General features: G+C 70.0%; 18 protein-coding genes and 1 riboswitch. Of the genes, 10 read left to right on the forward strand and 8 right to left on the reverse strand.

The window, feature by feature from the left end; translation table 11 throughout:
* Window positions 1-59: 59 nt before the first annotated feature.
* On the reverse strand, window positions 60-722 hold the full coding sequence (gene thiE, locus ABZ717_RS11000) for a thiamine phosphate synthase (protein ID WP_358508224.1): 663 nt from the start codon (window positions 720-722) through the stop codon (window positions 60-62).
* A gap of 80 nt (window positions 723-802) precedes the next feature.
* The gene (locus ABZ717_RS11005; RefSeq protein ID WP_358508226.1) at window positions 803-1,162 is read right to left on the reverse strand and encodes an Rv2175c family DNA-binding protein; all 360 of its coding nucleotides are present in this window, start codon (window positions 1,160-1,162) and stop codon (window positions 803-805) included.
* A gap of 87 nt (window positions 1,163-1,249) precedes the next feature.
* A riboswitch (TPP riboswitch) is annotated at window positions 1,250-1,361 on the forward strand.
* On the opposite strand from ABZ717_RS11005, the gene thiO reads away from it, so the two are divergent.
* From thiO to thiI, 7 genes are all read left to right on the forward strand, one after another.
* Window positions 1,359-2,561 (forward strand): glycine oxidase ThiO, encoded by a 1,203-nt coding sequence (thiO, locus tag ABZ717_RS11010; protein WP_358508228.1) that lies wholly within the window; start codon window positions 1,359-1,361, stop codon window positions 2,559-2,561. (Overlaps the previous riboswitch by 3 nt.)
* Window positions 2,562-2,587: 26 nt before the next feature.
* Window positions 2,588-2,800, forward strand: a complete 213-nt coding sequence (gene thiS, locus ABZ717_RS11015) for a sulfur carrier protein ThiS (protein ID WP_358508253.1) — start codon at window positions 2,588-2,590, stop codon at window positions 2,798-2,800.
* A gap of 3 nt (window positions 2,801-2,803) precedes the next feature.
* On the forward strand, window positions 2,804-3,601 hold the full coding sequence (locus ABZ717_RS11020) for a thiazole synthase (RefSeq protein WP_358508229.1): 798 nt from the start codon (window positions 2,804-2,806) through the stop codon (window positions 3,599-3,601).
* A gap of 364 nt (window positions 3,602-3,965) precedes the next feature.
* Complete coding sequence (gene pknB, locus ABZ717_RS11025; RefSeq protein ID WP_358508231.1) at window positions 3,966-5,921, forward strand: Stk1 family PASTA domain-containing Ser/Thr kinase; 1,956 nt, start codon at window positions 3,966-3,968, stop codon at window positions 5,919-5,921.
* A 125-nt stretch (window positions 5,922-6,046) separates the two neighbouring features.
* A complete protein-coding gene (locus tag ABZ717_RS11030; protein ID WP_358508233.1) occupies window positions 6,047-6,712 on the forward strand; it encodes a response regulator transcription factor in 666 nt (221 codons plus the stop codon).
* A gap of 186 nt (window positions 6,713-6,898) precedes the next feature.
* Window positions 6,899-7,924: a 6-phosphofructokinase gene (locus tag ABZ717_RS11035; protein ID WP_358508234.1), complete on the forward strand. Its 1,026-nt coding sequence runs from the start codon at window positions 6,899-6,901 to the stop codon at window positions 7,922-7,924.
* Between the two features lie 242 nt (window positions 7,925-8,166).
* The gene (gene thiI / locus ABZ717_RS11040) at window positions 8,167-9,459 is read left to right on the forward strand and encodes a tRNA uracil 4-sulfurtransferase ThiI (RefSeq protein WP_358508236.1); all 1,293 of its coding nucleotides are present in this window, start codon (window positions 8,167-8,169) and stop codon (window positions 9,457-9,459) included.
* 85 nt (window positions 9,460-9,544) lie between these two features.
* Here the strand turns inward: thiI and aroF are convergent, their stop codons facing one another.
* Window positions 9,545-10,591 (reverse strand): 3-deoxy-7-phosphoheptulonate synthase, encoded by a 1,047-nt coding sequence (gene aroF, locus ABZ717_RS11045; protein ID WP_358508238.1) that lies wholly within the window; start codon window positions 10,589-10,591, stop codon window positions 9,545-9,547.
* 371 nt (window positions 10,592-10,962) lie between these two features.
* Between aroF and ABZ717_RS11050 the strand changes: the two genes are divergently transcribed.
* Window positions 10,963-11,595: a molybdopterin-dependent oxidoreductase gene (locus ABZ717_RS11050; RefSeq protein WP_358508240.1), complete on the forward strand. Its 633-nt coding sequence runs from the start codon at window positions 10,963-10,965 to the stop codon at window positions 11,593-11,595.
* A gap of 55 nt (window positions 11,596-11,650) precedes the next feature.
* Here ABZ717_RS11050 and ABZ717_RS11055 read toward each other — a convergent pair whose 3' ends face one another.
* Genes ABZ717_RS11055 through ABZ717_RS11065 form a run of 3 tightly spaced genes read right to left on the reverse strand, consistent with a single transcriptional unit; the run spans window position 11,651 to window position 14,499 of the window.
* Window positions 11,651-12,796, reverse strand: coding sequence for a DUF5931 domain-containing protein (locus ABZ717_RS11055; protein WP_358508255.1), 1,146 nt, complete (start codon window positions 12,794-12,796; stop codon window positions 11,651-11,653).
* Window positions 12,797-12,799: 3 nt separating this feature from the next.
* Entirely contained in the window at window positions 12,800-13,693 is an 894-nt protein-coding gene (locus tag ABZ717_RS11060) for a hypothetical protein (protein ID WP_358508241.1), read from the reverse strand.
* Window positions 13,690-14,499, reverse strand: coding sequence for an alpha/beta fold hydrolase (locus ABZ717_RS11065; RefSeq protein WP_358508243.1), 810 nt, complete (start codon window positions 14,497-14,499; stop codon window positions 13,690-13,692). The genes ABZ717_RS11060 and ABZ717_RS11065 overlap by 4 nt, the downstream gene beginning before the upstream one ends.
* 416 nt (window positions 14,500-14,915) lie before the next feature.
* Here ABZ717_RS11065 and ABZ717_RS11070 point away from each other — a divergent pair, with 416 nt between their 5' ends.
* Window positions 14,916-15,734, forward strand: a complete 819-nt coding sequence (locus ABZ717_RS11070) for a lysophospholipid acyltransferase family protein (RefSeq protein ID WP_358508244.1) — start codon at window positions 14,916-14,918, stop codon at window positions 15,732-15,734.
* Window positions 15,735-15,853: 119 nt separating this feature from the next.
* On the opposite strand, the gene ABZ717_RS11075 is transcribed toward ABZ717_RS11070, so the two are convergent.
* Complete coding sequence (locus ABZ717_RS11075) at window positions 15,854-16,801, reverse strand: ROK family glucokinase (protein WP_358508245.1); 948 nt, start codon at window positions 16,799-16,801, stop codon at window positions 15,854-15,856.
* Window positions 16,802-16,930: 129 nt separating this feature from the next.
* Complete coding sequence (locus ABZ717_RS11080) at window positions 16,931-17,410, reverse strand: hypothetical protein (protein ID WP_358508247.1); 480 nt, start codon at window positions 17,408-17,410, stop codon at window positions 16,931-16,933.
* 486 nt (window positions 17,411-17,896) lie between these two features.
* Here ABZ717_RS11080 and ABZ717_RS11085 point away from each other — a divergent pair, with 486 nt between their 5' ends.
* On the forward strand, window positions 17,897-19,705 hold the full coding sequence (locus ABZ717_RS11085) for a long-chain fatty acid--CoA ligase (protein ID WP_358508248.1): 1,809 nt from the start codon (window positions 17,897-17,899) through the stop codon (window positions 19,703-19,705).
* The last annotated feature ends 99 nt before the right edge of the window (window positions 19,706-19,804 follow it).

A 19,804-nucleotide genomic window follows, 5' to 3' on the forward strand; every position in this document is an offset into this window, starting at 1 on the left:
CGAGGTGCTGATCCCCGGGAGGTTCCCCGTCACCGGGTCCGGTGAGGCGTCGCCTCGGTTCAGGCCCGCGCGGTGAGCCGTTCCTTGAGGGCGACCGCCGCGGCACGGGGGTCCTCCGCCTCGGTGATGGCGCGCACCACGACGACACGCGAGGCGCCGGCGTCGAGCACCTCGTCGATGGTGGTCAGGTCGATGCCGCCGATGGCGAACCAGGGTCGTTCGGTCCCCAGTGCGGCGGCCTTCTCCACCAGGGCCGGGCCGGCGGCAGGGCGTCCCGGCTTGGTGGGGGTGGCCCAGGTCGGTCCGACGCAGAAGTAGTCGCTGCCGGCTTCCTCGGCGGAGGCCATGGCGGCCTCGACGTCGTTGTTGGATCGCCCGATGACGGGGTCCGCGCCGATGATGTCCCTGGCCATGGACACGGGCAGATCGCGCTGTCCCAGATGCAGAACGTCGGCGCGCACCGCGCGGGCGATGTCGGCGCGGTCGTTGACGGCGAGCAGCGCGCCGTGGCGTTCGCACGCCTCGCGCATGACCTCCAGCGCGGCGAGTTCCTCGCGGGCCTCCAGCCCCTTGTCCCGGAGCTGGACGATGTCCACCCCTCCGGCCAGGGCCGCGTCCGTGAACTCGGCGAGGTCACCGCGCTCGGTACGGGCGTCGGTGCACAGGTACAGAAGGGATGCGTCCAGGCGCTCGCGCAGGCTGGTTCCGTGGTTGGTCCTCACACCCGACACATTAGGCCCTGGTCGTCGAGAGACCCAAGGGCGCACCCCCCGGTGCGCCCCATGGAGCGAACGGCGATCACTCAGAAGGCCATGGCCTGGGCGCGGCGACGCACCTCGGTGCCCCGGTTCTCGCGCATGGCCTGGATCGGGGTCCCCGGAAGGGTGTCGTCCGGTGTGAAGAGCCAGCGCAGAGCCTCCTCGGTGGAGAAACCCGCGTCGGAGAGCAGCACGATGGTGCCGGGCAGCCCCTTGACGAGGTCGTCACCGTCCAGGAAGGCGGCGGGGATGGAGAGTTCTCCCTTGCGAACCACGCCCATGAGGCGGTTCTCGCGGATGAACGTCTTGATCCGGTTCGGGCTGACGCCCAGCGGCTCGGCCGCCTCGCGCAGGGTCAGCCAGTCGCCGACCAGTTCGTCGATGTCGAGGTCTTTGTGTGTCACCCTCCCAATCTGCCACACCCCACCGGCCACCGAGGACCGCCCGAACCCGTGCGGGGTCACCTGGCCTAGGATGGCGGGGAGCGAACAGACATGTCCCGCGGGAGCCGGGTGGACCCGGCTGAGAGGGAGACCGAGCAGTCTCCGACCGCACGAACCTGATCCGGATCATGCCGGCGAAGGGAGGGGAGCGCGCACCATGCGCGACTTCGAGGATTCCCGCTACAGGACCGGTTCCGACACCGATGGTGTGGTCGTCGTCGGTGGCGGCGTCATCGGGAGGGTGGTCGCCTGGCGGGCGGCCCGACACGGTCTGGACGTCACCCTGGTCGAGCCCGATCCCGTCACCGAACCCGCCGACGCGCGTTCCTCCTCCGCCGTCGCGGCGGGCATGCTCACGCCCGCCACCGAGGCGATCTTCGGTGAGGAGGAACTCATGGGACTCGGCGTCCGCTCCGCGCGGATGTACGACTCCTTCGTCGCCGAGGTGGAGGCGGACTCCGCCATGTCGGTGGGCCACCACCGCACCGGAACGCTCCTGGTCGCCTTCGACCGGGACGACCTGGCCGTCCTCGATGAACTCCACGACCTGCAACGACGTCTGGGCATCGCCACCGAGCGGTTGAACAGTCGAGAGTGCCGCCGGTTGGAACCCCACCTGGCCCCTTCGGTGCGGGGCGGGGTCCTGGCCCCAGAGGATCACTCCGTCGACCCCCGCCGTCTACTTCCGGCCCTGGCCCGGGCCGCCGAACGCGCGGGCGCGCGCGAGGTGGCCGGGGCCGTGACCGAGGTCTCCTCCCCCGGTCCCGACGGGGCCCGGTTGGGAGTGCACCTGGCCGACGGCACCGTTCTGCCGACCCACCAGGTCGTCCTCGCCGCGGGTTGCCTGAGCGACCGGATCACCCTGCCCGCGCCGGTGCTGCCTCCGATCCGGCCGGTCAAGGGACAGTTGTTGCGCGCCCGGGTCCGTGAGGGGGAGCCCCCGCTCGTGGAGCGGACGGTGCGCGGCCTGGTCCGCGGCTTCCCGGTCTACCTGGTGCCCCGCGCCGACGGCGAGGTCATCGTGGGCGCGACCCAGGAGGAGCTGGGGTACGACACCGCCCTGACCGCGGGCGGGCTCTGGCAGGTGCTGCGGGACGCGCGCGAACTCGTTCCCGGGGTCACCGAGCTGGAGGTCACCGAGACCTGCGTGGGCCTGCGCCCCGGGTCCCCCGACAACCGACCCCTGCTGGGCCCCACCCGGGTGCCGGGACTGCACCTGGCCGTGGGCCACTTCCGGCACGGGGTGCTGTTGGCCCCCGTGACCGGAGAGGTCATGGTGCGGGCGCTCACGACCGGGGCCCTGCCCGAATACGCGCATGGATTCGCCGCCGACCGGCCGCTGTCCGATGGCGGCGCGTGAGACGAACCGACGACGTGGGAGTGACTGTGGAACTGATCATCAACGGCGAGAGTCGCCAGAGCACGGCCACCACGGTCGAGGCGGTCGTACGCGACCTCACCTCGGCCGGCGACGGGGCGATCCCCGGCGGGATCGCGGTGGCGATCAACGACGAGGTGGTGCGGCGCACCGCGTGGGCCGGCACGGACCTGACGCCGGGCGACCGCGTGGACGTCCTGACCGCCGTACAGGGAGGCTGAACCATGACCGACATCCTCGACACCCGCCCCGATGTCGACACCGTCGAAGACCCCGTGATCATCGCCGGCGTCCCCTTCGGCTCCCGCCTCATCACCGGAACCGGCGGCGCGCCCTCCCTGGAGGTGCTGGAGGAGGCCCTGCTGGCCTCGGGGACGGAGCTGACCACCGTGGCCATGCGCCGGGTCGCCCCGGGCACGCAGGGATCGGTGTGGGACGTCCTGTCCCGCAACGGCATCCGTCCACTGCCCAACACCGCGGGCTGCTTCACCGCCGTGGAGGCCGTGCGCACCGCCAGGCTGGGGCGCGAGGCCTTGGAGACCGACTGGGTGAAGCTGGAGGTCGTCGCCGACGAGCACACGCTGCTTCCCGACCCGGTGGAGCTGTTGGAGGCCGCGGAGACACTCGTGGACGACGGTTTCACGGTGTTGCCCTACACCAACGACGACCCGGTGCTGGCCCGGCGTCTGGAGCAGCTCGGCTGCGCCGCCGTCATGCCGCTGGCCGCTCCGATCGGCTCCGGTCTGGGCATTCGCAACCCGCACAATCTGGAGCTGATCGTCGAACAGGCCGGCGTGCCGGTCATCGTCGACGCCGGCATCGGTACCGCCAGCGACGCGGCCCTGGCCATGGAACTGGGGTGCGACGCGGTGTTGTTGGCCACTGCCGTGACCCGTGCCCAAGACCCGGCCCTGATGGCGCGGGCCATGCGCGACGCGGTCCGGGCCGGTAGGGACGCCCGCCGTGCCGGGCGCATCCCGATCCGGCGGCACGCCCTTGCCTCCAGTCCCGACGTGGTCTGAGCGAAGTACCACTCGACCTGCCCGTCCGAGGTCCGTGTCCGGGCAGGTCGGAGCGGTCGCCGCGGCCCTCGGTCAAGAGCCGGCCGGTGCGGCGCCAAGCGAAGGTTTGGTGTCGTCCCCTACCTTGGATGGAATGTGTGTGCCGTGAGAGGGCACCGCACCCACCGAGACAGCCCAGGCGCGCGCACCCCCCGAGCGCACACGGACGGCCCGTGTGTCGCACAGTGCGGGGCCGCCGCGACCATGAACCGCGGGGCAGAACCGACTCCGGATTCCGCTATCGTGTCGGTTCGACATCTGGTGTCGGGTACGCGCCATCGGCCGCGATCTCCCGCGCTCCCCGCAGCAAGGACACAACTCCGCCGTGGACATGACGACTTCCGACCCGCTTGTAGGCGCGACGCTGGACCGTCGCTACTTCGTCGAGTCCAGGATCGCCGGTGGTGGTATGGCGACGGTCTACGTCGCCCACGACCTCAGGCTGGACCGCAGACTCGCTCTGAAGGTCATGCACCCGTCCCTGGCTCAGGACCCCTCCTTCGTCCAGCGATTCATCAACGAGGCGCACTCCGTCGCCAAGCTCTCGCACCCCAACGTGGTCCAGGTCTTCGACCAGGGCGAGGACCAGGGACACGTGTTCCTGGCCATGGAATACGTACCGGGGCGCACGCTGCGCGACCTGCTCAAGGAGCGCGGCCGGCTGACCGCCCGTCAGGCGCTGAACTTCATGGCCCCGGTGCTGGCCGCCCTGGGCGCCGCGCACCAGGCCGGCATGGTGCACCGTGACGTCAAACCCGAGAACGTCCTCATCACCGAGGACGGTCGGGTCAAGGTCGCCGACTTCGGTCTGGCGCGCGCGGTCGAGCAGTCCAACCAGGGGCTGACCCGCACCGGCACCCTGATGGGCACCGCCGCCTACCTGGCGCCCGAACAGATCGAGAAGGGCGTGGCCGACGCCCGCAGCGACGTCTACGCCGCGGGCATCATGTTCTACGAATTGCTCACCGGTGGCCAGCCGCACACCGGTGAGACCCCCATCGCCATCGCCTACCAGCACGTGAACGAGGACGTGCCGAGACCCTCGCACTTCCTGCCGGGGCTCTCCCCCGATGTGGACGCCCTGGTCACCAAGGCCACCGAGCGCGACCCCAGGTACCGGCCCGGTAACGCCGGTCAGTACCTGTCCAAGGTGCTGGAGGTCCTGAGCACTCTGCCCGAGTCGCCCTCGGGCGCCCAGGAGCGCATGACCCCGGTCGCGCCCACCGGCGCGGCGGGCGTCACCATGACCGCGCCCCAGCTGATCGCGGGTGGCGCGGGACCGGGTACCGAGAACGCCACGATGGTCGTCGACATGAACGCCGCCGCCGACTACGACGACGACTACGGCCCGGACGACGAGGGCGGCTCCTGGTTCTCGCGCAACCGCCTGTTGGTGGTGGGCGCGGCCGCCATGGCGCTGCTCGTGGGCGTGGTCGGCTGGTGGTTCCTGCTGGGCCGCTACGAACCCGTCCCCGACGTCGTCGGCGCCACGCCCGAGGTCGCCCGGGACGAGATCCGGTCGGCCGGATTGATCTACGACCTGTCCGACGATCAGGTCTACAGCGACGTCGCCGTGGGCGAGGTGGGCTCCACCGACCCCGAGGTGGGCGAGCGGCTCTCCCCCGGCGACCCGGTGACCGTGTACGTCTCCAAGGGGCCGCAGGAGGTGGAGATGCCCGACATCGCCGGGCAGAACATCGCCGACGTCCTCAAGGACCTGGAGGACCTGGGCTTCGTCGCCGACCGGATCGAGCAGGAGGAGGTCGAGTCGCCCGACGTCGATCCGGGTCAGGTCATCTCCAGCGAGCCCGAGGCGGGAGCGACCGCCGACCGTGAGGAGACGGTGACGCTCACCGTCAGTAAGGGCATCCCCGTGCCGAGCCTGGCCGGTGAGGAACGCGCGGACGCCGAGTCCACCCTGGAGGAGCTGGGCCTGACGGTCGAGATCGTCGAGGAGGACAGCGAGAACGTCGATGAGGGTCAGGTCATCGACCAGACACCCGACACCGGCACCAACGTGGGTCCCGGGTCCACCGTCACCCTGACCGTGTCCACCGGCCCGCCGGACGTGGAGATCCCCGACGTGGTCGGCGAGAAGATCAAGGACGCCCGCGAGGCCCTGGAGGACGCCGGCTTCAAGGTCGAGGTGGAGCGCATCCTGGGCGGCCGGATCATCGGTCATCAGTCGCACTCCGGGGAGGCCCCGGAGGGCACCGAGATCACGATCACGGCGACGCCCCGCGGTGTGGTCATCGACGGGGACGACGAAGACGACGACTGACCACCGAGGTGGGTCCACCATCGCGGGGAGGGGCGGGGAGCGTGTGCTCCCCGCCCCTCCCCGCGTTCGGACCGAAGCGGCCGGCCCGCTGTGTTCCCGGGCCCACTCCCGCTACGCTCGGCGGCATGGACGGCGAGAACATCCGGGTACTGGTGGTCGACGACCACCCCATGTGGCTCGACGCGGTCGCCCGAGACCTCGGTGAGGCGGGGATGACGGTCGTGGGCACCGCCGGCGACGGCGCCAAGGCGATGCGCATCGCGCCCGCGGCCCGCCCCACCTTGGCGGTGGTGGACCTGCACCTGCCCGACACCACCGGGGTGGAACTCACCGCCGCCCTGGTCGCCCTGCCCGAACCCCCCAGGGTGCTGGTGCTGTCCGCGAGCGGGGAGAGCGAGGACGTCCTGGCCGCGGTCAAGGCCGGCGCCACGGGCTATCTCGTGAAGTCGGCCGGGCGCGAGGAACTCCTGGACGCGGTGCGCCGTGTCGACGCCGGGGACGCGGTCTACACCCCCGGGTTGGCCGGTCTGGTCCTCGGCGAGTACCGCAGACTGTCGAGCGAACACGATCGTTCGCGGGAGGGGGACGACGGCACGCCGCGGCTCACCCCCCGCGAGACCGAGGTGCTGCGTCTGGTCGCCAAGGGGTTGGCCTACAAGCAGATCGCGCGGCGGCTGACCATCTCCCACCGCACGGTGCAGAACCACGTGCAGAACACCCTGACCAAACTGCAGCTCCACAACCGCGTGGAGCTGGTGCGTTACGCCATTGACCAGGGGCTGGACGACTGAGCGCGTCCCGGTCGGTTCCCACCGGCCGGGACGTCCGGCTCTTTCGGACATCATCGGCCCCTGATGGGGTGTGGATTTCGGAAAGGCCACCGCCCTTCGGGGTTGGCCCGGACTCCCCGCTCCCACTATGGTCTAGACCATATGGTGCCGAGCACCAGAACACATCCAACGTCGAGGAGAAGTCGAATGCGAGTCGGGGTCCTGACCGGTGGCGGAGACTGCCCTGGTCTGAACGCTGTCATCCGCGCCGTGGTCCGTAAGGGCATCAAGGACTACGGCTACGAGTTCATCGGCTTCCGGGACGGCTGGCGTGGGCCCCTGGAGGGCGACACCATGCCGCTGGACGTCAGCGCCGTGCGCGGCATCCTGCCCCGCGGCGGGACCATCCTGGGCTCCTCGCGCACCAACCTGATGAAGATCGAGGGCGGCGTCGAGCGCGTCAAGGACAACATGGCGGGGCTGGGCGTGGACGCCCTCATCGCCATCGGCGGCGAGGACACCCTCGGGGTGGCGCGTCAGCTGCACGACCGCGGCGTCAACGTCGTGGGCGTGCCCAAGACCATCGACAACGACCTCAACGCCACGGACTACACGTTCGGGTTCGACACCGCCGTCAACATCGCCACGGAGGCGATCGACCGGCTGCACACCACCGCCGAGTCCCACCACCGCGCCCTGGTGGTGGAGGTCATGGGCCGGCACGCCGGGTGGATCGCCCTGCACTCGGGCATGGCGGCGGGCGCCAACGTCATCCTCATCCCCGAACGGCCCTTCGACATCGACGAGGTCGTCAAGCACGTCCAGAGCCGATTCGAGACGCAGTACGCCCCCATACTCGTGGTCGCCGAGGGTGCTCACCCCAAGGAAGGCCAGATGGAGCTCGCCACCGGCGAGAAGGACTCCTTCGGGCACGTGCGCCTGGGCGGCATCGGCCAGAACCTGGCCGAGGAGATCGAGCGGCGCACCGGCAAGGAGGCCCGTTCGGTGGTGCTGGGCCACGTCCAGCGCGGCGGCACCCCCAGCGCCTTCGACCGGGTGCTCGCCACCCGCCTGGGCGTGAACGCCATCGAGTCCGTGCACGACAAGGCCTTCGGCAAGATGGTGGGCCTCCAGGGCACCGACATCGTCCGGGTGGACCTGGCCGAGGCCACCGACACGCTCAAGACGGTCCCGGCCGAGCGTTTCGAGGAGGCCGAGGTCTTCTTCGGCTGATGCCCTATCGCTGAGCGCCTCCGCTAGCGCTTCGGCGTGTTCGGGCGTTCGCGCCGGCGTTCCACGGCCCCTTCCGTGCCGGGAGGGGCCGTTCGTGTGTCCGGCGACCGGTCCGGGAATGTACCGAGCGCTCCTTGGATTGTTCGATACTGGAAGACAACGGTGGGCACGCCCGGTCCCACCACCCACCCCCTCCCGCCTCACCGGGCACGAAGGCATCATCTTTTCCGGAGGTAAGCACCATGTCCGCGTCGCTGGAGTCCGCGCCGATCCCCGCAACCGAGGTCGGAGCCGACGCCGGGCTCGGCGAGCTCTGCGTGCTGATGAAGCTCGGAGAGATCGTCCTCAAGGGTTCCAACCGCAAGCTGTTCGAGCGCCGGCTGCACAACAACATCCGTTCCTCGGTCCGCGACCTGGGCGACATCCGCCTCTCCCAGCGCGGCGCCGGCGTGATCATCGTGCGCAAGCCCGAGGCGTCGGACCTGGAGATCGCCGAGATCGCCGACCGCATGGCCAACGTCATGGGCGTGGTGTGGGTGCACCTGGTGCGCCGGGTCCGCAAGGACCTCGACGCCATCGTGGACCTGTCCGTGCGTTCCATGGCCGACCGCGAGGGCACCTTCGCGGTGCGCGCCCGCCGCCGGGACAAGCGTTTCGAGATGAACTCCGGTGAGCTGGCCGGCTTCCTCGGTTCCAAGATCATCGAGGCGCACGGCTACAAGGTGAACCTCAAGCGCCCCGACAACACCCTGTACGTGGAGATCGACAAGGACGAGGCGTTCGTCTTCACCGACGGCGTCCCCGGCCAGGGCGGTCTGCCCGCCGGGATGAGCGGTCGTGGCCTGGTCCTGATGTCGGGCGGCATCGACTCGCCCGTGGCCGCGCACCGGATGATCCGGCGCGGGCTGAAGGTCGACTTCCTGCACTTCTCCGGGATGCCCTTCACCGGCCCCGAGTCGATCTACAAGGCCTACAGTCTGGTCCGGCAGATCGACCGCTACCAGGTGGGTTCGCGCCTGTTCGTGGTGCCCTTCGGCAAGGCCCAGCAGCAGCTGAAGAGCTCGGGCATCGAGCGCCTGCAGATCGTCGCCCAGCGGCGGCTGATGCTCAAGACCGCCGAGGCCCTGGCCGACGACCTGGGCGCGGAGTGCCTGATCACCGGCGACGCCCTGGGTCAGGTCTCCAGCCAGACCATGACCAACCTGACCGCGCTGGACGACGCGGTGGACATGCCGATCCTGCGGCCGCTCATCGGCATGGACAAGACCGAGATCATGGACCAGGCCCGCAAGATCGGGACGCTGGCCATCTCGGAGTTGCCCGACGAGGACTGCTGCACGATGCTGACCCCGCGTCAGGTGGAGACCGCCGCCAAGATCGCCGACCTGCGCACGATCGAGAAGCGGATGGACGCCGAGGAGCTCGCGGAGTACCTGGTGACCACCGCCCAGATGCACAAGCCCAGCTTCCTGGGCGACGCGGCGCCCAAGAAGGGCGTCGTGCCGGCCGCGGCCACCGCCGTGCCCACCGTCTGACCGACCGAACACGAGGGGAGCGGCGCCCCCGAGGGCACCGCTCCCTTTCTCGTACGCGCTTCGACCGGGTTCCCTGGGAACGCGTCTACACGTCGGCGAGCTCGCGCGTCGGGGCCGGGGTGAGTGTACGTCCGCTCAGGGTGGCCAGCGTGCCGGCGACGTCGCGCAGAACGCCCAGGTCCTCCTCTACCAGGGCCTGGGGGCCGTCGCAGAGGGCGGTCTCCGGGTTGGGGTGCACGTCGACGATGATGCCGTCGGCGCCGATGGCGATGGCCGCGCGGGACAGCGGCAGGACCAGGTCGCGCTTGCCACCGGAGTGGGACGGGTCGACGATCACCGGCAGGTGGGTGAGGTTCTGCGCCACCGGGACCGCGCTGATGTCCAGGGTGTTGCGGGTGGCCTTCTCGAAGGTGCGGATGCCGCGCTCGCACAGCACGACGTCGAGGTTGCCGCGCTGGGCGATGTACTCGGCGGCCATCAACCATTCCTCGATGGTGGCGCTCATTCCGCGCTTGAGCAGGACGGGCTTGCCCGCGTCACCGGCCGCCTGCAGGAGCGCGAAGTTCTGCATGTTGCGGGTGCCGATCTGGAGCATGTCCGCGTGGGAGGCGACCAGGTCGACGTCGGCGGCGTCCACGACCTCGGTGACGATCGGCATGCCGGTCTCGTCGCGCACGTCGGAGAGGATCTTCAGGCCCTGCTCGCCCAGTCCCTGGAAGGCGTAGGGGGAGGTGCGGGGCTTGTAGGCGCCACCGCGCAGAAGGGCGGCGCCGGCGGCCTTGGCCATGTGGGCCGCGGCGAGGGTCTGCTCGGGCGTCTCGACCGCGCAGGGACCGGCGATGACGGTCATGTTCTCGCCGCCGATCGGCACGCCCCGGACGCTGACGACGGTTCGGCTGTCGTGGTTCTCGCGGCTGACCAGCTTGTACGGGGCGGAGATGCGCAGCACGTCGCCGACCCCGGGCTTGGCGCGCAGACCCAGGTCCTGGAACCGCTCGACGTCGCCGACCAGACCGATGATCGTCCTGCTGACACCGCGGGTCACGTACGCCTCACCCCCGGAGGAGGTGATCAGCTCGACGAGTGCGTCGATGTTGTCGGCGGTGGCGTCCGGTGCCATAACGATGACCATGTGGGTTGTCCTTGTTCGTCGGTTGGGCGGCAGTGCCGCTGAGTCGTCTCGCCTGGCCGGTCCGGTCCGGTGGAACACAAAGGAGCCCCGGGCCTTTTCCGGCCCGGGGCTCCTGGTAAGTCGTCTGTGTCAGCGCAGGGCTTTACAGGCGACCGGGGAGATGGGCCGGTAGCCATAAAAGCGCCAAAAGTTCCGCTGCATGGCTGTGACTATAGCGCACGGCCATGGCGGGCGCGCACGTCCGGGGCGAGTGATCTGGCTCTCGTCGGCGCCTGACAGGATGATGGACGCCGCGCTGCCACATCGGTGTGGAGCGTGTACGGTCCGTCGGCGGACGCCGGCGGGCGAGCGAGTCTTGCGGGGGGAGCCCAGTGTCCGAGGGGTCGGAGGCCGAGGGTACGGGGGGCGACCGGGACGGGTTGCCGCCGGGACAGGCGGTGCGCCGCGAGCACAAGCCGCTGCACTACGGGCGGGTCCCCTCCTTCCGACCGGGGCGGTGGGACTTTCGCGTGTTCGGCGCCACCGAGTCGTTGGGCACCTATCGGTGGGACTGGAACGAGTTCTCCGAGCTGCCCCGTGCACGGGAGGTGCGCCACTTCCACTGCGTGATGCGGTTCACCGTCCCGGACGTGCACTGGGGCGGGGTACGCGCCACCGACCTGGTGCGACTGGCACCGCCCGCCCCCGAGGCCACACACGTGATGGCCTGGGGCGAGTACGGCTACAGCGCCAACATGCGCATGGACGACTTCCTGTCCGAGGGGGTGCTGCTGACCACCCATCGTGACGGAGCCCCGCTCGCCCCCGAACACGGCTTCCCCCTGCGCCTGGTGGTGCCGCACCTGTACGGGTGGAAGAGCGTGAAGTGGCTTCGTTCGGTGGAGTACATGGTGGGCGATCGCCGCGGGTTCTGGGAGGACCGCGGCTACCACAACCGCGCCGATCCCTGGGGCGAGGAACGCTTCTCCCACCAGGAGGAACCCGGTGCCGGCCCGCCCCTGTGAGTCGGAGCGTCGTGCCCGCCGATCATCGGCCCCTCGTGGGCCTCGGCTCCCGGGCTCAGGTGCCCGGTCGGGGCACGCGCATCTCGAACTCGGTGCCCTCCCCCGGATCGCTGTGGACCTCGGTGCTCCCACCCAGATCGCGCACGCGTCCGAGGATGGACTGGTCGACCCCCAGACGGCCCTCGGCGCGCGCCCGCTCCAACCGGTCCGGTGGGATGCCGGGGCCGTCGTCGCGCACGGTCACCACGACCGCGTCGGGTTCGTCCTCCACGAGCACCCAGACCCGGGTCCCCTCCGGACAGTGCCGTTCGACGTTGTCCAGGGCGGCCGCGACCGCGGCGGTCAGCTCACGGGCGGTGAGGTCGGGCAGTTCGACGCGGGTGGCGGGCGCGGCGACGGTGACCCGCACCGTCTCCAGCGGACGCAGCAGGTCGCGCAGGTCCAAGGGGCCCGCCGCCCCGGCGGGGGCGGCCGGGACCGCCGCCGTGGCACCCAGGCCGTCCGCGACCAGTGACCGGAGCCGGACCTCCTGCTCGCCTGCCATCCGCCCCAGCTCTGCGGCCTCTCCCCCGATCTCGTCACCGCGCCGCCGCACCAGGGCCAGCACCTGAAGTACCGAGTCGTGGATGGAACGGGCGAGTTGCTCCCGTTCCCGGATACGCGCCTCCAGGGTGACGGCCTGGGCGAAGCGCTCCTCCGCCTGTTCGGCCACCCGCGCCATGTAGCCCACGGCCAGGCCGGTCAGCAACAGCAGGACCACGCCCCGGGCGGTGGCCCCGGTGATGGCGGCGTCCATGATCACGCGCAGGGTGAGGTCTGCGATCCCGTAGGCGATGGCGACCGTGGCGGCGCCTCGACGGCCCCAGATGACGCTCGCGGCCAAGGCGGCCCCGGCGAACCAGTAGGCGCTCAGCGGCGGGGCCTGGGTGAGGTAGAAGGGGGCCGCGGCCGGGGCGGTGGCGAACAGGCAGCCGAACGCGACCAGCAGGTCGGCGCACAGGAATCGGGAGGTACGGCGGGAGGGGACGGCGTAGACCTGGTGGGTGACCACCGTCCAGATCGCCATCATCACCAGAGTGAGCCAGGCGACCCAGGGGCGCTCCAGGTACTCGTGGTGTTGGGCGACCAAGACCAGCGCGTGGACCAGGGTGATGGCCCGGTAGAGGGCGAAGGTGCGCCAGAGGGGGACGTCGAAGCCCAGGGCTCAGACCACCGCCCCGTCGTCGGGACCGTTGTCGCCCGGGGAACGGGAGTCGGTCATGCGCAGGATCAGAACCACGAAACTGCCCAGGAACACCAGGACGCCCAACAGCATCGACCAGTCGGGCAGGGAGACGCCCAGGAAGGCGGCGCCGAACAGCAGCGCCGGCACACCCAGGAGACCGAACCAGGCGGCGATGCCGACCCGGTCCCCCTGGATCAGTGGAGAGGGCTGCGGGGGTTCGTAGTGGCCCTCCCGTTCGGCCTCCGCCCGGCGCCGGTCCTCCTCACGGGCCTCATCGTCGTCGTCCTCGGTATCGCGGGGCAGACCGGCGAGGATGTCGCCGAGTTCGTTGTCGCGCTCGTCGGGTGCGTCGAGGTTCTCCGCGTCCGGCCAGGCGATCCGACCGCGCTGTTCACCGGCGGATTCGTCCTCGTCGTAGAAGCGGGCGACCAGGTCGTTCCAGACCGCGTCGTCGTCGGAGCGCCCGGTCCCCTCGGCCAGGTCGGTGGCGGGACCGTCCAGGAGGTCGCCGCCGATCGGGGGTTCGGGGCCCTCCTTGACGACGGAGGCATCCGGGCCGGGCTCGTCCTCCCCGCCGGCACGGGGGTCGGAGGGTGGTGCGAGCAGGTCGGTGCCGTTCAGGTCGGGCAACTCGGAGCCCAGCACCTGTTCGGCTGCGCCTCGTTCCTCGGCGTCGACGTACAGGTGGTCTGTCGGCGGGTCCTCGACCTGGCCACCGGTGGGCTCCAGGACGTCCTCCTCCAAGGGGACCGCGTAGGCCGCGATACCACTACGCCGGAGCGCCTCCAGCATGAGGTCGGCGTGGGACGGCGCGAGGAGGATCAAAGGGACGTAGGCGTCGGCGAGCAGGCCGTTGCCCCGACGTTGCGTCATCGGTCGGCTCCTTCCTCGCTTCTACCGAGCTCTCGCACGAAGGCGAGGCTGCCCTCGAAGATGGTGGCGGCGTCATGGTCGAGGGTCGCCACGTGGTAGCTGTCGTGGAGCAGGTGGATCGTCAGCCGGGTGTTGACCGCCCTCCTTGCGAGGATACGCAGACTCTCCGGTCCCACGACGTGGTCCTGTGCGCTGCGGTAGGCCAGGATCGGCGCGCGCAAACCGGACATGCCGTCCTGAACCTCGCGCCACAGCTTCGGGAGTGTCGCAGCGGCCGCGGTGGGGACCCGGTCGTATCCGCCCTCACCGGCCGGCGCCCCGGCCGGTGCGAGGGCCACGTCGCTGCCGACCCCGGGCGTGGAGGGTAGGAGGCGGGCGGCGAAGTGACGGATGGGCGCGATGAACGGGAGCCGCCGGTCCTCCACCGTCAGGGACGGGTTGACCAGCACGACGCCCCGCACCACGTCGGGGTTCTCCTGGGCCAGGCGCAGGCTGAGGGCGCCGCCCATGGACAGCCCCATGACGTACACCTCGTCGCACCGCGCGGAGAGGTCGAGGAGGGCCGCCTCCACGGCGGCGTACCAGTCGTCGCTTCCGGTGGTGGCCATGTCCTGCCAGGTGGTGCCGTGACCGGGCAGTCGGGGCAGTTCGACGGTGAGGCCGTACTCGGCCAGATACTCGGCCCAGGGGCGCATCGAGTAGGGCGAGCCGGTGAACCCGTGGCAGAGCAGCACACCAGTGCGGGACCCGACGTGACTGTAGGGGTCCGCCCCCGGGATGAGGGGATGGGTGCTGGTCGGTCTCACTGGGTGTCTCCCGGGGATCGTGCGGCGGGGGGATCGGGATGGTGGACTCCCCAGCCGTGAGGCTAGTCGCTCGGACGAGCGTTTGTCATCGAGTGCACGGTAACGTTCCCTTGCCCGAACCACGCGCGGGCCGGGCGTGTTCCCGGGTTCGCGTGTTCCCGTGGCGTGGGTCGGCCCCCGACCGGGCCGGACCGGTGAGTATCCTCGATGGTGCCCCGCGGTACGGCCCCTCCCCACGACGGACACCGGCGTCCGGTTCCGGACACGTTGGTGGTCACTCGTGCGTGGTGGGAGGATGACCCGAGTCAACCTCCCCCGTCGCCGTGTGGGGGTGTTCGTTGTCGGCCGAGCGGGACAGTGAGACGTGGCAGACCCTGCCCCAATGCTCCCCGCGTGTGCAGGGGTGATCTGAAGCGATGTTCTACTGGGTGGTCAAGGCGATCCTGGGGCCGGTCCTGGCCGTGTTGTGGCAGCCCCGCGCCGAGGGCGTGGAGAACGTGCCGAGGCGCGGTCCGGCCATCATGGTCAGCAACCACCTGTCGTTCTCCGACCATTTCTTCGGGCCCTTGCCCCTGCCCCGTAAGATCACCTTCCTCGCCAAGGCCGAGTACTTCACCGGCACCGGCGTGAAGGGGTTCGTCAGCAAGGCGTTCTTCACCGGCGTGGGCCAGATCCCGATCGACCGGTCCGGCGGCAAGGCCAGCGAGGCGGCGCTGCGCACCGGTCTGCGCGTGCTCAAGCGCGGTGACCTGCTCGGCATCTACCCCGAGGGCACCCGTTCCCCCGACGGCAAGCTCTACCGCGGTCGCACCGGTGTGGCCCGGCTGGCGCTGGAGGCCAAGGCCCCGGTCGTCCCGATGGCCATGATCAACCTGGACAAGATCATGCCCCCCGGCCGAACCGTCCCCAAGCTGGGCGTGCGCCCCAAGGTCGTGTTCGGTAAGCCGCTCGACTTCTCCCGCTACTACGGGATGGAGAAGGACCAGCGGGTCCTGCGCGCGATCACCGACGAGATCATGTACGCGCTGATGGAGCTGTCCGGCCAGGAATACGTGGACCGCTACGCCCAGTCGGTCAAGACCGAGCTGGAGGCGGAGGCCAAGGAGGCCCGGCGCGAGGAGCACGCCGACGCCAAGGACCGTCGACGGTCCCTGCGCGCGGAACGCAAGGCCGAACGCAAGGCCCTAAAGGAGGCCAAGGCGGAGAAGGCGAAGGGCGACCCCGAGGACGTCTGAGGCTCCGGGCAGAGCACGAGGGGGCCGGTACCGAAGGAGATCCTTCGATACCGGCCCCCTTCACGTGTGTCCGGGCCCCGACACCGTCTCGGCGGGTCGGAGGGGCCGTTACGGACCGATCAGTGCCGGGCCAGGTCGCCGGCGCCGACGATGCCGGCGGCACCGCCGAGTTCGGCCACCCGGACCTCGGCCAGGCGACGCCCCGGCCGGCCGGAGACGTGTCGGGCGAAGGACGCCCGGACGGGGTCGAGGATGATGTCGCCCGCGTCGGAGACGCCTCCACCGAGGACGAAGCACTCGGGGTCGAGGATGGCGGCGAGGTCGGCCAGGCCCAGTCCCGCCCACTCCCCCACGATCCGGAAGCAGTCCAAGGCGGCGGCGTCGCCCTCCAAGGCGGCCTGGGTGATGCACTCACCGCCGATGCCGTCCACGGTCCCGCCCGCGATTTCGAGCATGCGACGAGCGTGTTCGGGGTCGGTGCGGGCCAGGTCCTGGCCCTCGGCGACCAGCGCACGGCCGCTGGCGTACTGCTCCCAGCAGCCGTGGTTGCCACAGGCGCAACGACGTCCGTGCGGCACCATCCGGTAGTGCCCCACCTCCGCGGCCACACCGAAGCGTCCACGGTGCAGTTCTCCCCCGAGGACGAGACCGCCTCCGATCCCGGTGCCCAGGGTGACGCAGACGACGTGGTCGCTGTCGCGGCCGGCGCCGAAGCGGAACTCGGCCCACGCGGCGGCGTTGGCGTCGTTCTCGATGACCACGGGCAGTTCGACCCGTTGTTGGACGCGTTCCTTGAGGGGTTCGTCGCGCAGCCCCAGGTTGACGGCGACCTGGACGGTGGATCGGTCCTCGTCGACGAAGCCCGCCACACCCACACCGACCGCCTCGATGGGCGTGTCCGGGATGCGGCCGCGCAACTCCTCCACCGCCTTGGCGACGGTGTCGGCGAGCTGGCCGGGGTCGTTGGCGGGGGTCGGGTACTTGACCTTGTCCAGGATCTGCCCGTCGTGGTCGACGACACCGGCGGCGACCTTGGTTCCACCGATGTCTACGCCGATGGTCGGCATGGGGGCGGCTCCTTCACACTTTCGCCCAAAACCTGACATAAGTAGCGGGCTTGATGTCATCAGGTTTTCAAATGGTGCAAACCCCTCGATTAAACCAGGCTCCACACGCCGCGAACACCCCGGTGACGACTACGCCTCACCTCGGTTCTCGCCCTCCTCGACGGCGGAGGGGTCGTCGGCCGAGGACTCACGGCGCATCCGCTCGTCACGCGCACGGTCGTGGTGCTCGCGTTCCTCTCTCTCGGCGCGGGCACGCTCGGCCTCCGCGCGCCCCTGTTCCAGACCGCGCTCGACCACGCCCCAGGTCCGCCCCAACGCGCCGGCCAGGGACAACCCCGCTCGCCCGAGGTGACCGGCGACCTCCGGAGCGCTCTTGCGCACGATGTCGGCGAGCTCCTCCAGCGGAGGACGTTCCTGTTCGCTCTCCATCCGGATGGCCTCCTCCCACACGTCGCCCTTCGGTTGTGGGTTGGTGACCGCGTTCACGCCGCGCCGCACGCCCGCCGCGAGCAGCTTGCGCTGGAGCGTGTCGACCAGCCGCAAGGCATCGTCGATGAGGTCGGGGCCATCGTTGCGGGAGCTGTTCCGTCCACCGTTGTTCTCGGTCATGTCTGGCGAGCCTCCTGTCGTCCGTGGCATCACGTTAACCGCACGGGGAAGGCGCGTGCGGGGCACTCAGGGCAGGTTCAGGGAGGAGTCAGGGATGACTCGGGGCCCCGACCACGTTGGGAGGGTCGAAAGGGGTACACGCCGGCGGGAGCGCCGAGTAGCCGAGCCGACACAAAGAACTGCTATGTACAGGATGTGCACGAGGGTCACGGCAGGCGATAGTCTCTTGCCCCGCGTGAGGAGCGACCCTGGCCGCCCGCCTGACCTGCATACATTCAAGAGGGGCGCCGGGCCTGACCCCGCACGGGCACCGACACGGAAAGGGTCGGGAAAGCGACCTGAGCAGTGTTTTCCCCAAACCCCGCACGTCAAGCCCGGATCACCGTTGGATACCGAACGACAACCCTTCCTACTCACGAGTAGGATCGTGTTGTTACGGTCGTCACGTCCCCATCCACCACACCCGTACATGTCCAGGAGCACCACGTGCGCGAATACAGCTCTCCCGCGAAGCCCGAGATCTCCGACGAGGCACGGCTGACCGACACGCTCTTTGCGCGCGCGGCCACCGAGCCGAAGGCCGTCGCCGCCCGCCGTCAAGAGCAGACCGGTGCCGGCCCCTGGCGCGACGTGACCGTCGAGCAGCTGCACGGTGACATCGTCGGATACGCCAAGGGCCTCATCGGTGCGGGCATCGGGCAGGGCGACCGCGTCGCCATCATGTCGCGCACCCGCTACGAGTGGACCGCCATCGACTACGCCGTCTGGGCGGTCGGCGCCATCGTCGTACCGATCTACGAGACCTCCTCCGCCGAGCAGATCCAGTGGATCCTCTCCGACTCCGCGGCCAAGGCCGTCTTCGTGGAGACCGACGCCCACGCCGAGCGCATCGAGTCCGTCAAGGGCGAGACTCCCGAGCTCGCCAACGTGTGGAGGTTCGACGGCGACGACCTGAAGACCCTGCGCGCCGGCGGCTCCGAGGTCACCGACGAGGCCCTGGAGGAGCGCCGCACCGCCGTCAAGGCCGACGACCTCGCCACCCTCATCTACACCTCCGGCACCACCGGCCGCCCCAAGGGCTGCCAGCTGACGCACCGCAACTTCCTCTTCATCGCGCACTCGGCCCTGGAGGGCCCCGCCAAGCCCATCATCAAGGAGCACGAGGGCGTCCCCTCCACGATGCTCTTCCTTCCCCTGGCGCACGTCTTCGCGCGTTTCGTCCAGGTCATGGTCATCGAGGGCAAGGCCGTCCTGGGTCACTACCCCAGCACCGGCCCGGACCTGATCGACGAGTTCTCCGTCTTCAAGCCCACCTTCCTCCTCGCGGTCCCTCGCGTGTTCGAGAAAGTCTTCACCAAGGCCCAGCAGAAGGCCGAGAGTGAGGGCAAGGGCAAGATCTTCAACCTCGCCGCCGACACCGCGATCGAGTACAGCCAGGCGCTGGGCAAGGGCAGCGTGCCGTTCACGCTCAAGCTCAAGCACGGCCTGTTCAAGAAGCTCGTCTACAGCAAGCTGATGGACCGTCTCGGCAACGAGGCCAAGTACGCGGTCTCCGGTGGTTCCGCCCTGGGCTCGCGCCTGGGTCACTTCTTCCGCGGCGCCGGCCTGACCATCGTCGAGGGCTACGGCCTCACCGAGACCACCGCCCCGACCTCGGTCAACAGCCCCGGCTTCAACAAGATCGGCACCGTCGGCCAGCCGATGCCGGGCACCACCGTCCGCATCGCCGACGACGGCGAGATCCTGCTCAAGGGCGACCACATCATGGTCGGCTACTGGCAGAACGAGAAGGCCACCGCCGAGGCCTACGAGGACGGCTTCTACCGCACCGGTGACCTGGGTTCCCTGGACGACGACGGGTTCCTGAGCATCACCGGCCGCAAGAAGGAGATCATCGTGACCGCGGGCGGCAAGAACGTCGCCCCGGCCGTCCTGGAGGACCGGATCCGCGCCCACGCCCTGGTCAGCCAGTGCATGGTCGTCGGTGACAACCGCAAGTTCATCGCGGCGCTGGTCACGATCGACCCCGAGTCCTTCCAGCTCTGGAAGGAGCAGAAGAACAAGAGCGGTGAGATCTCCGACCTGACCGGGGACGCCGACCTCAACGCGGCGATCCAGGAGGCCGTCGACGACGCCAACAAGGCCGTCTCCAAGGCCGAGGGCATCAAGAAGTTCAAGATCCTGCCGCAGGACTTCACCGAAGAGGGCGGCCAGATGACCGCCTCCCTGAAGGTCAAGCGTCACGTGGTCTCCAAGCAGTGGAGCAAGGAGATCGACGACATCTACGCGGGCTAGGCGACGCGTAGGTTCCAAGGATCTTCGAGAGGGGACCGATTGACTAAGGTTTCCAGAGGAAGGCTCGTCCGCTCTGGGTTAGTCGGGTCGTAAGCTGAG

It is taken from the genome of Nocardiopsis sp. NPDC006832, from assembly GCF_040635885.1.
Lineage (GTDB): Bacteria > Actinomycetota > Actinomycetes > Streptosporangiales > Streptosporangiaceae > Nocardiopsis.

Excerpts from the sequence above, each read along its gene's own strand:
- ABZ717_RS11075 (WP_358508245.1), bottom strand. The coding sequence starts at position 16,801 with ATGCCGACCATCGGCGTAGACATCGGTGGAACCAAGGTCGCCGCCGGT.
- ABZ717_RS11080 (WP_358508247.1), bottom strand. The coding sequence starts at position 17,410 with ATGACCGAGAACAACGGTGGACGGAACAGCTCCCGCAACGATGGCCCC.
- aroF (WP_358508238.1), bottom strand. The coding sequence starts at position 10,591 with ATGGTCATCGTTATGGCACCGGACGCCACCGCCGACAACATCGACGCA.
- ABZ717_RS11030 (WP_358508233.1), top strand. The coding sequence starts at position 6,047 with ATGGACGGCGAGAACATCCGGGTACTGGTGGTCGACGACCACCCCATG.
- ABZ717_RS11060 (WP_358508241.1), bottom strand. The coding sequence starts at position 13,693 with ATGACGCAACGTCGGGGCAACGGCCTGCTCGCCGACGCCTACGTCCCT.
- ABZ717_RS11020 (WP_358508229.1), top strand. The coding sequence starts at position 2,804 with ATGACCGACATCCTCGACACCCGCCCCGATGTCGACACCGTCGAAGAC.
- thiI (WP_358508236.1), top strand. The coding sequence starts at position 8,167 with ATGTCCGCGTCGCTGGAGTCCGCGCCGATCCCCGCAACCGAGGTCGGA.
- thiO (WP_358508228.1), top strand. The coding sequence starts at position 1,359 with ATGCGCGACTTCGAGGATTCCCGCTACAGGACCGGTTCCGACACCGAT.
- ABZ717_RS11070 (WP_358508244.1), top strand. The coding sequence starts at position 14,916 with ATGTTCTACTGGGTGGTCAAGGCGATCCTGGGGCCGGTCCTGGCCGTG.
- ABZ717_RS11035 (WP_358508234.1), top strand. The coding sequence starts at position 6,899 with ATGCGAGTCGGGGTCCTGACCGGTGGCGGAGACTGCCCTGGTCTGAAC.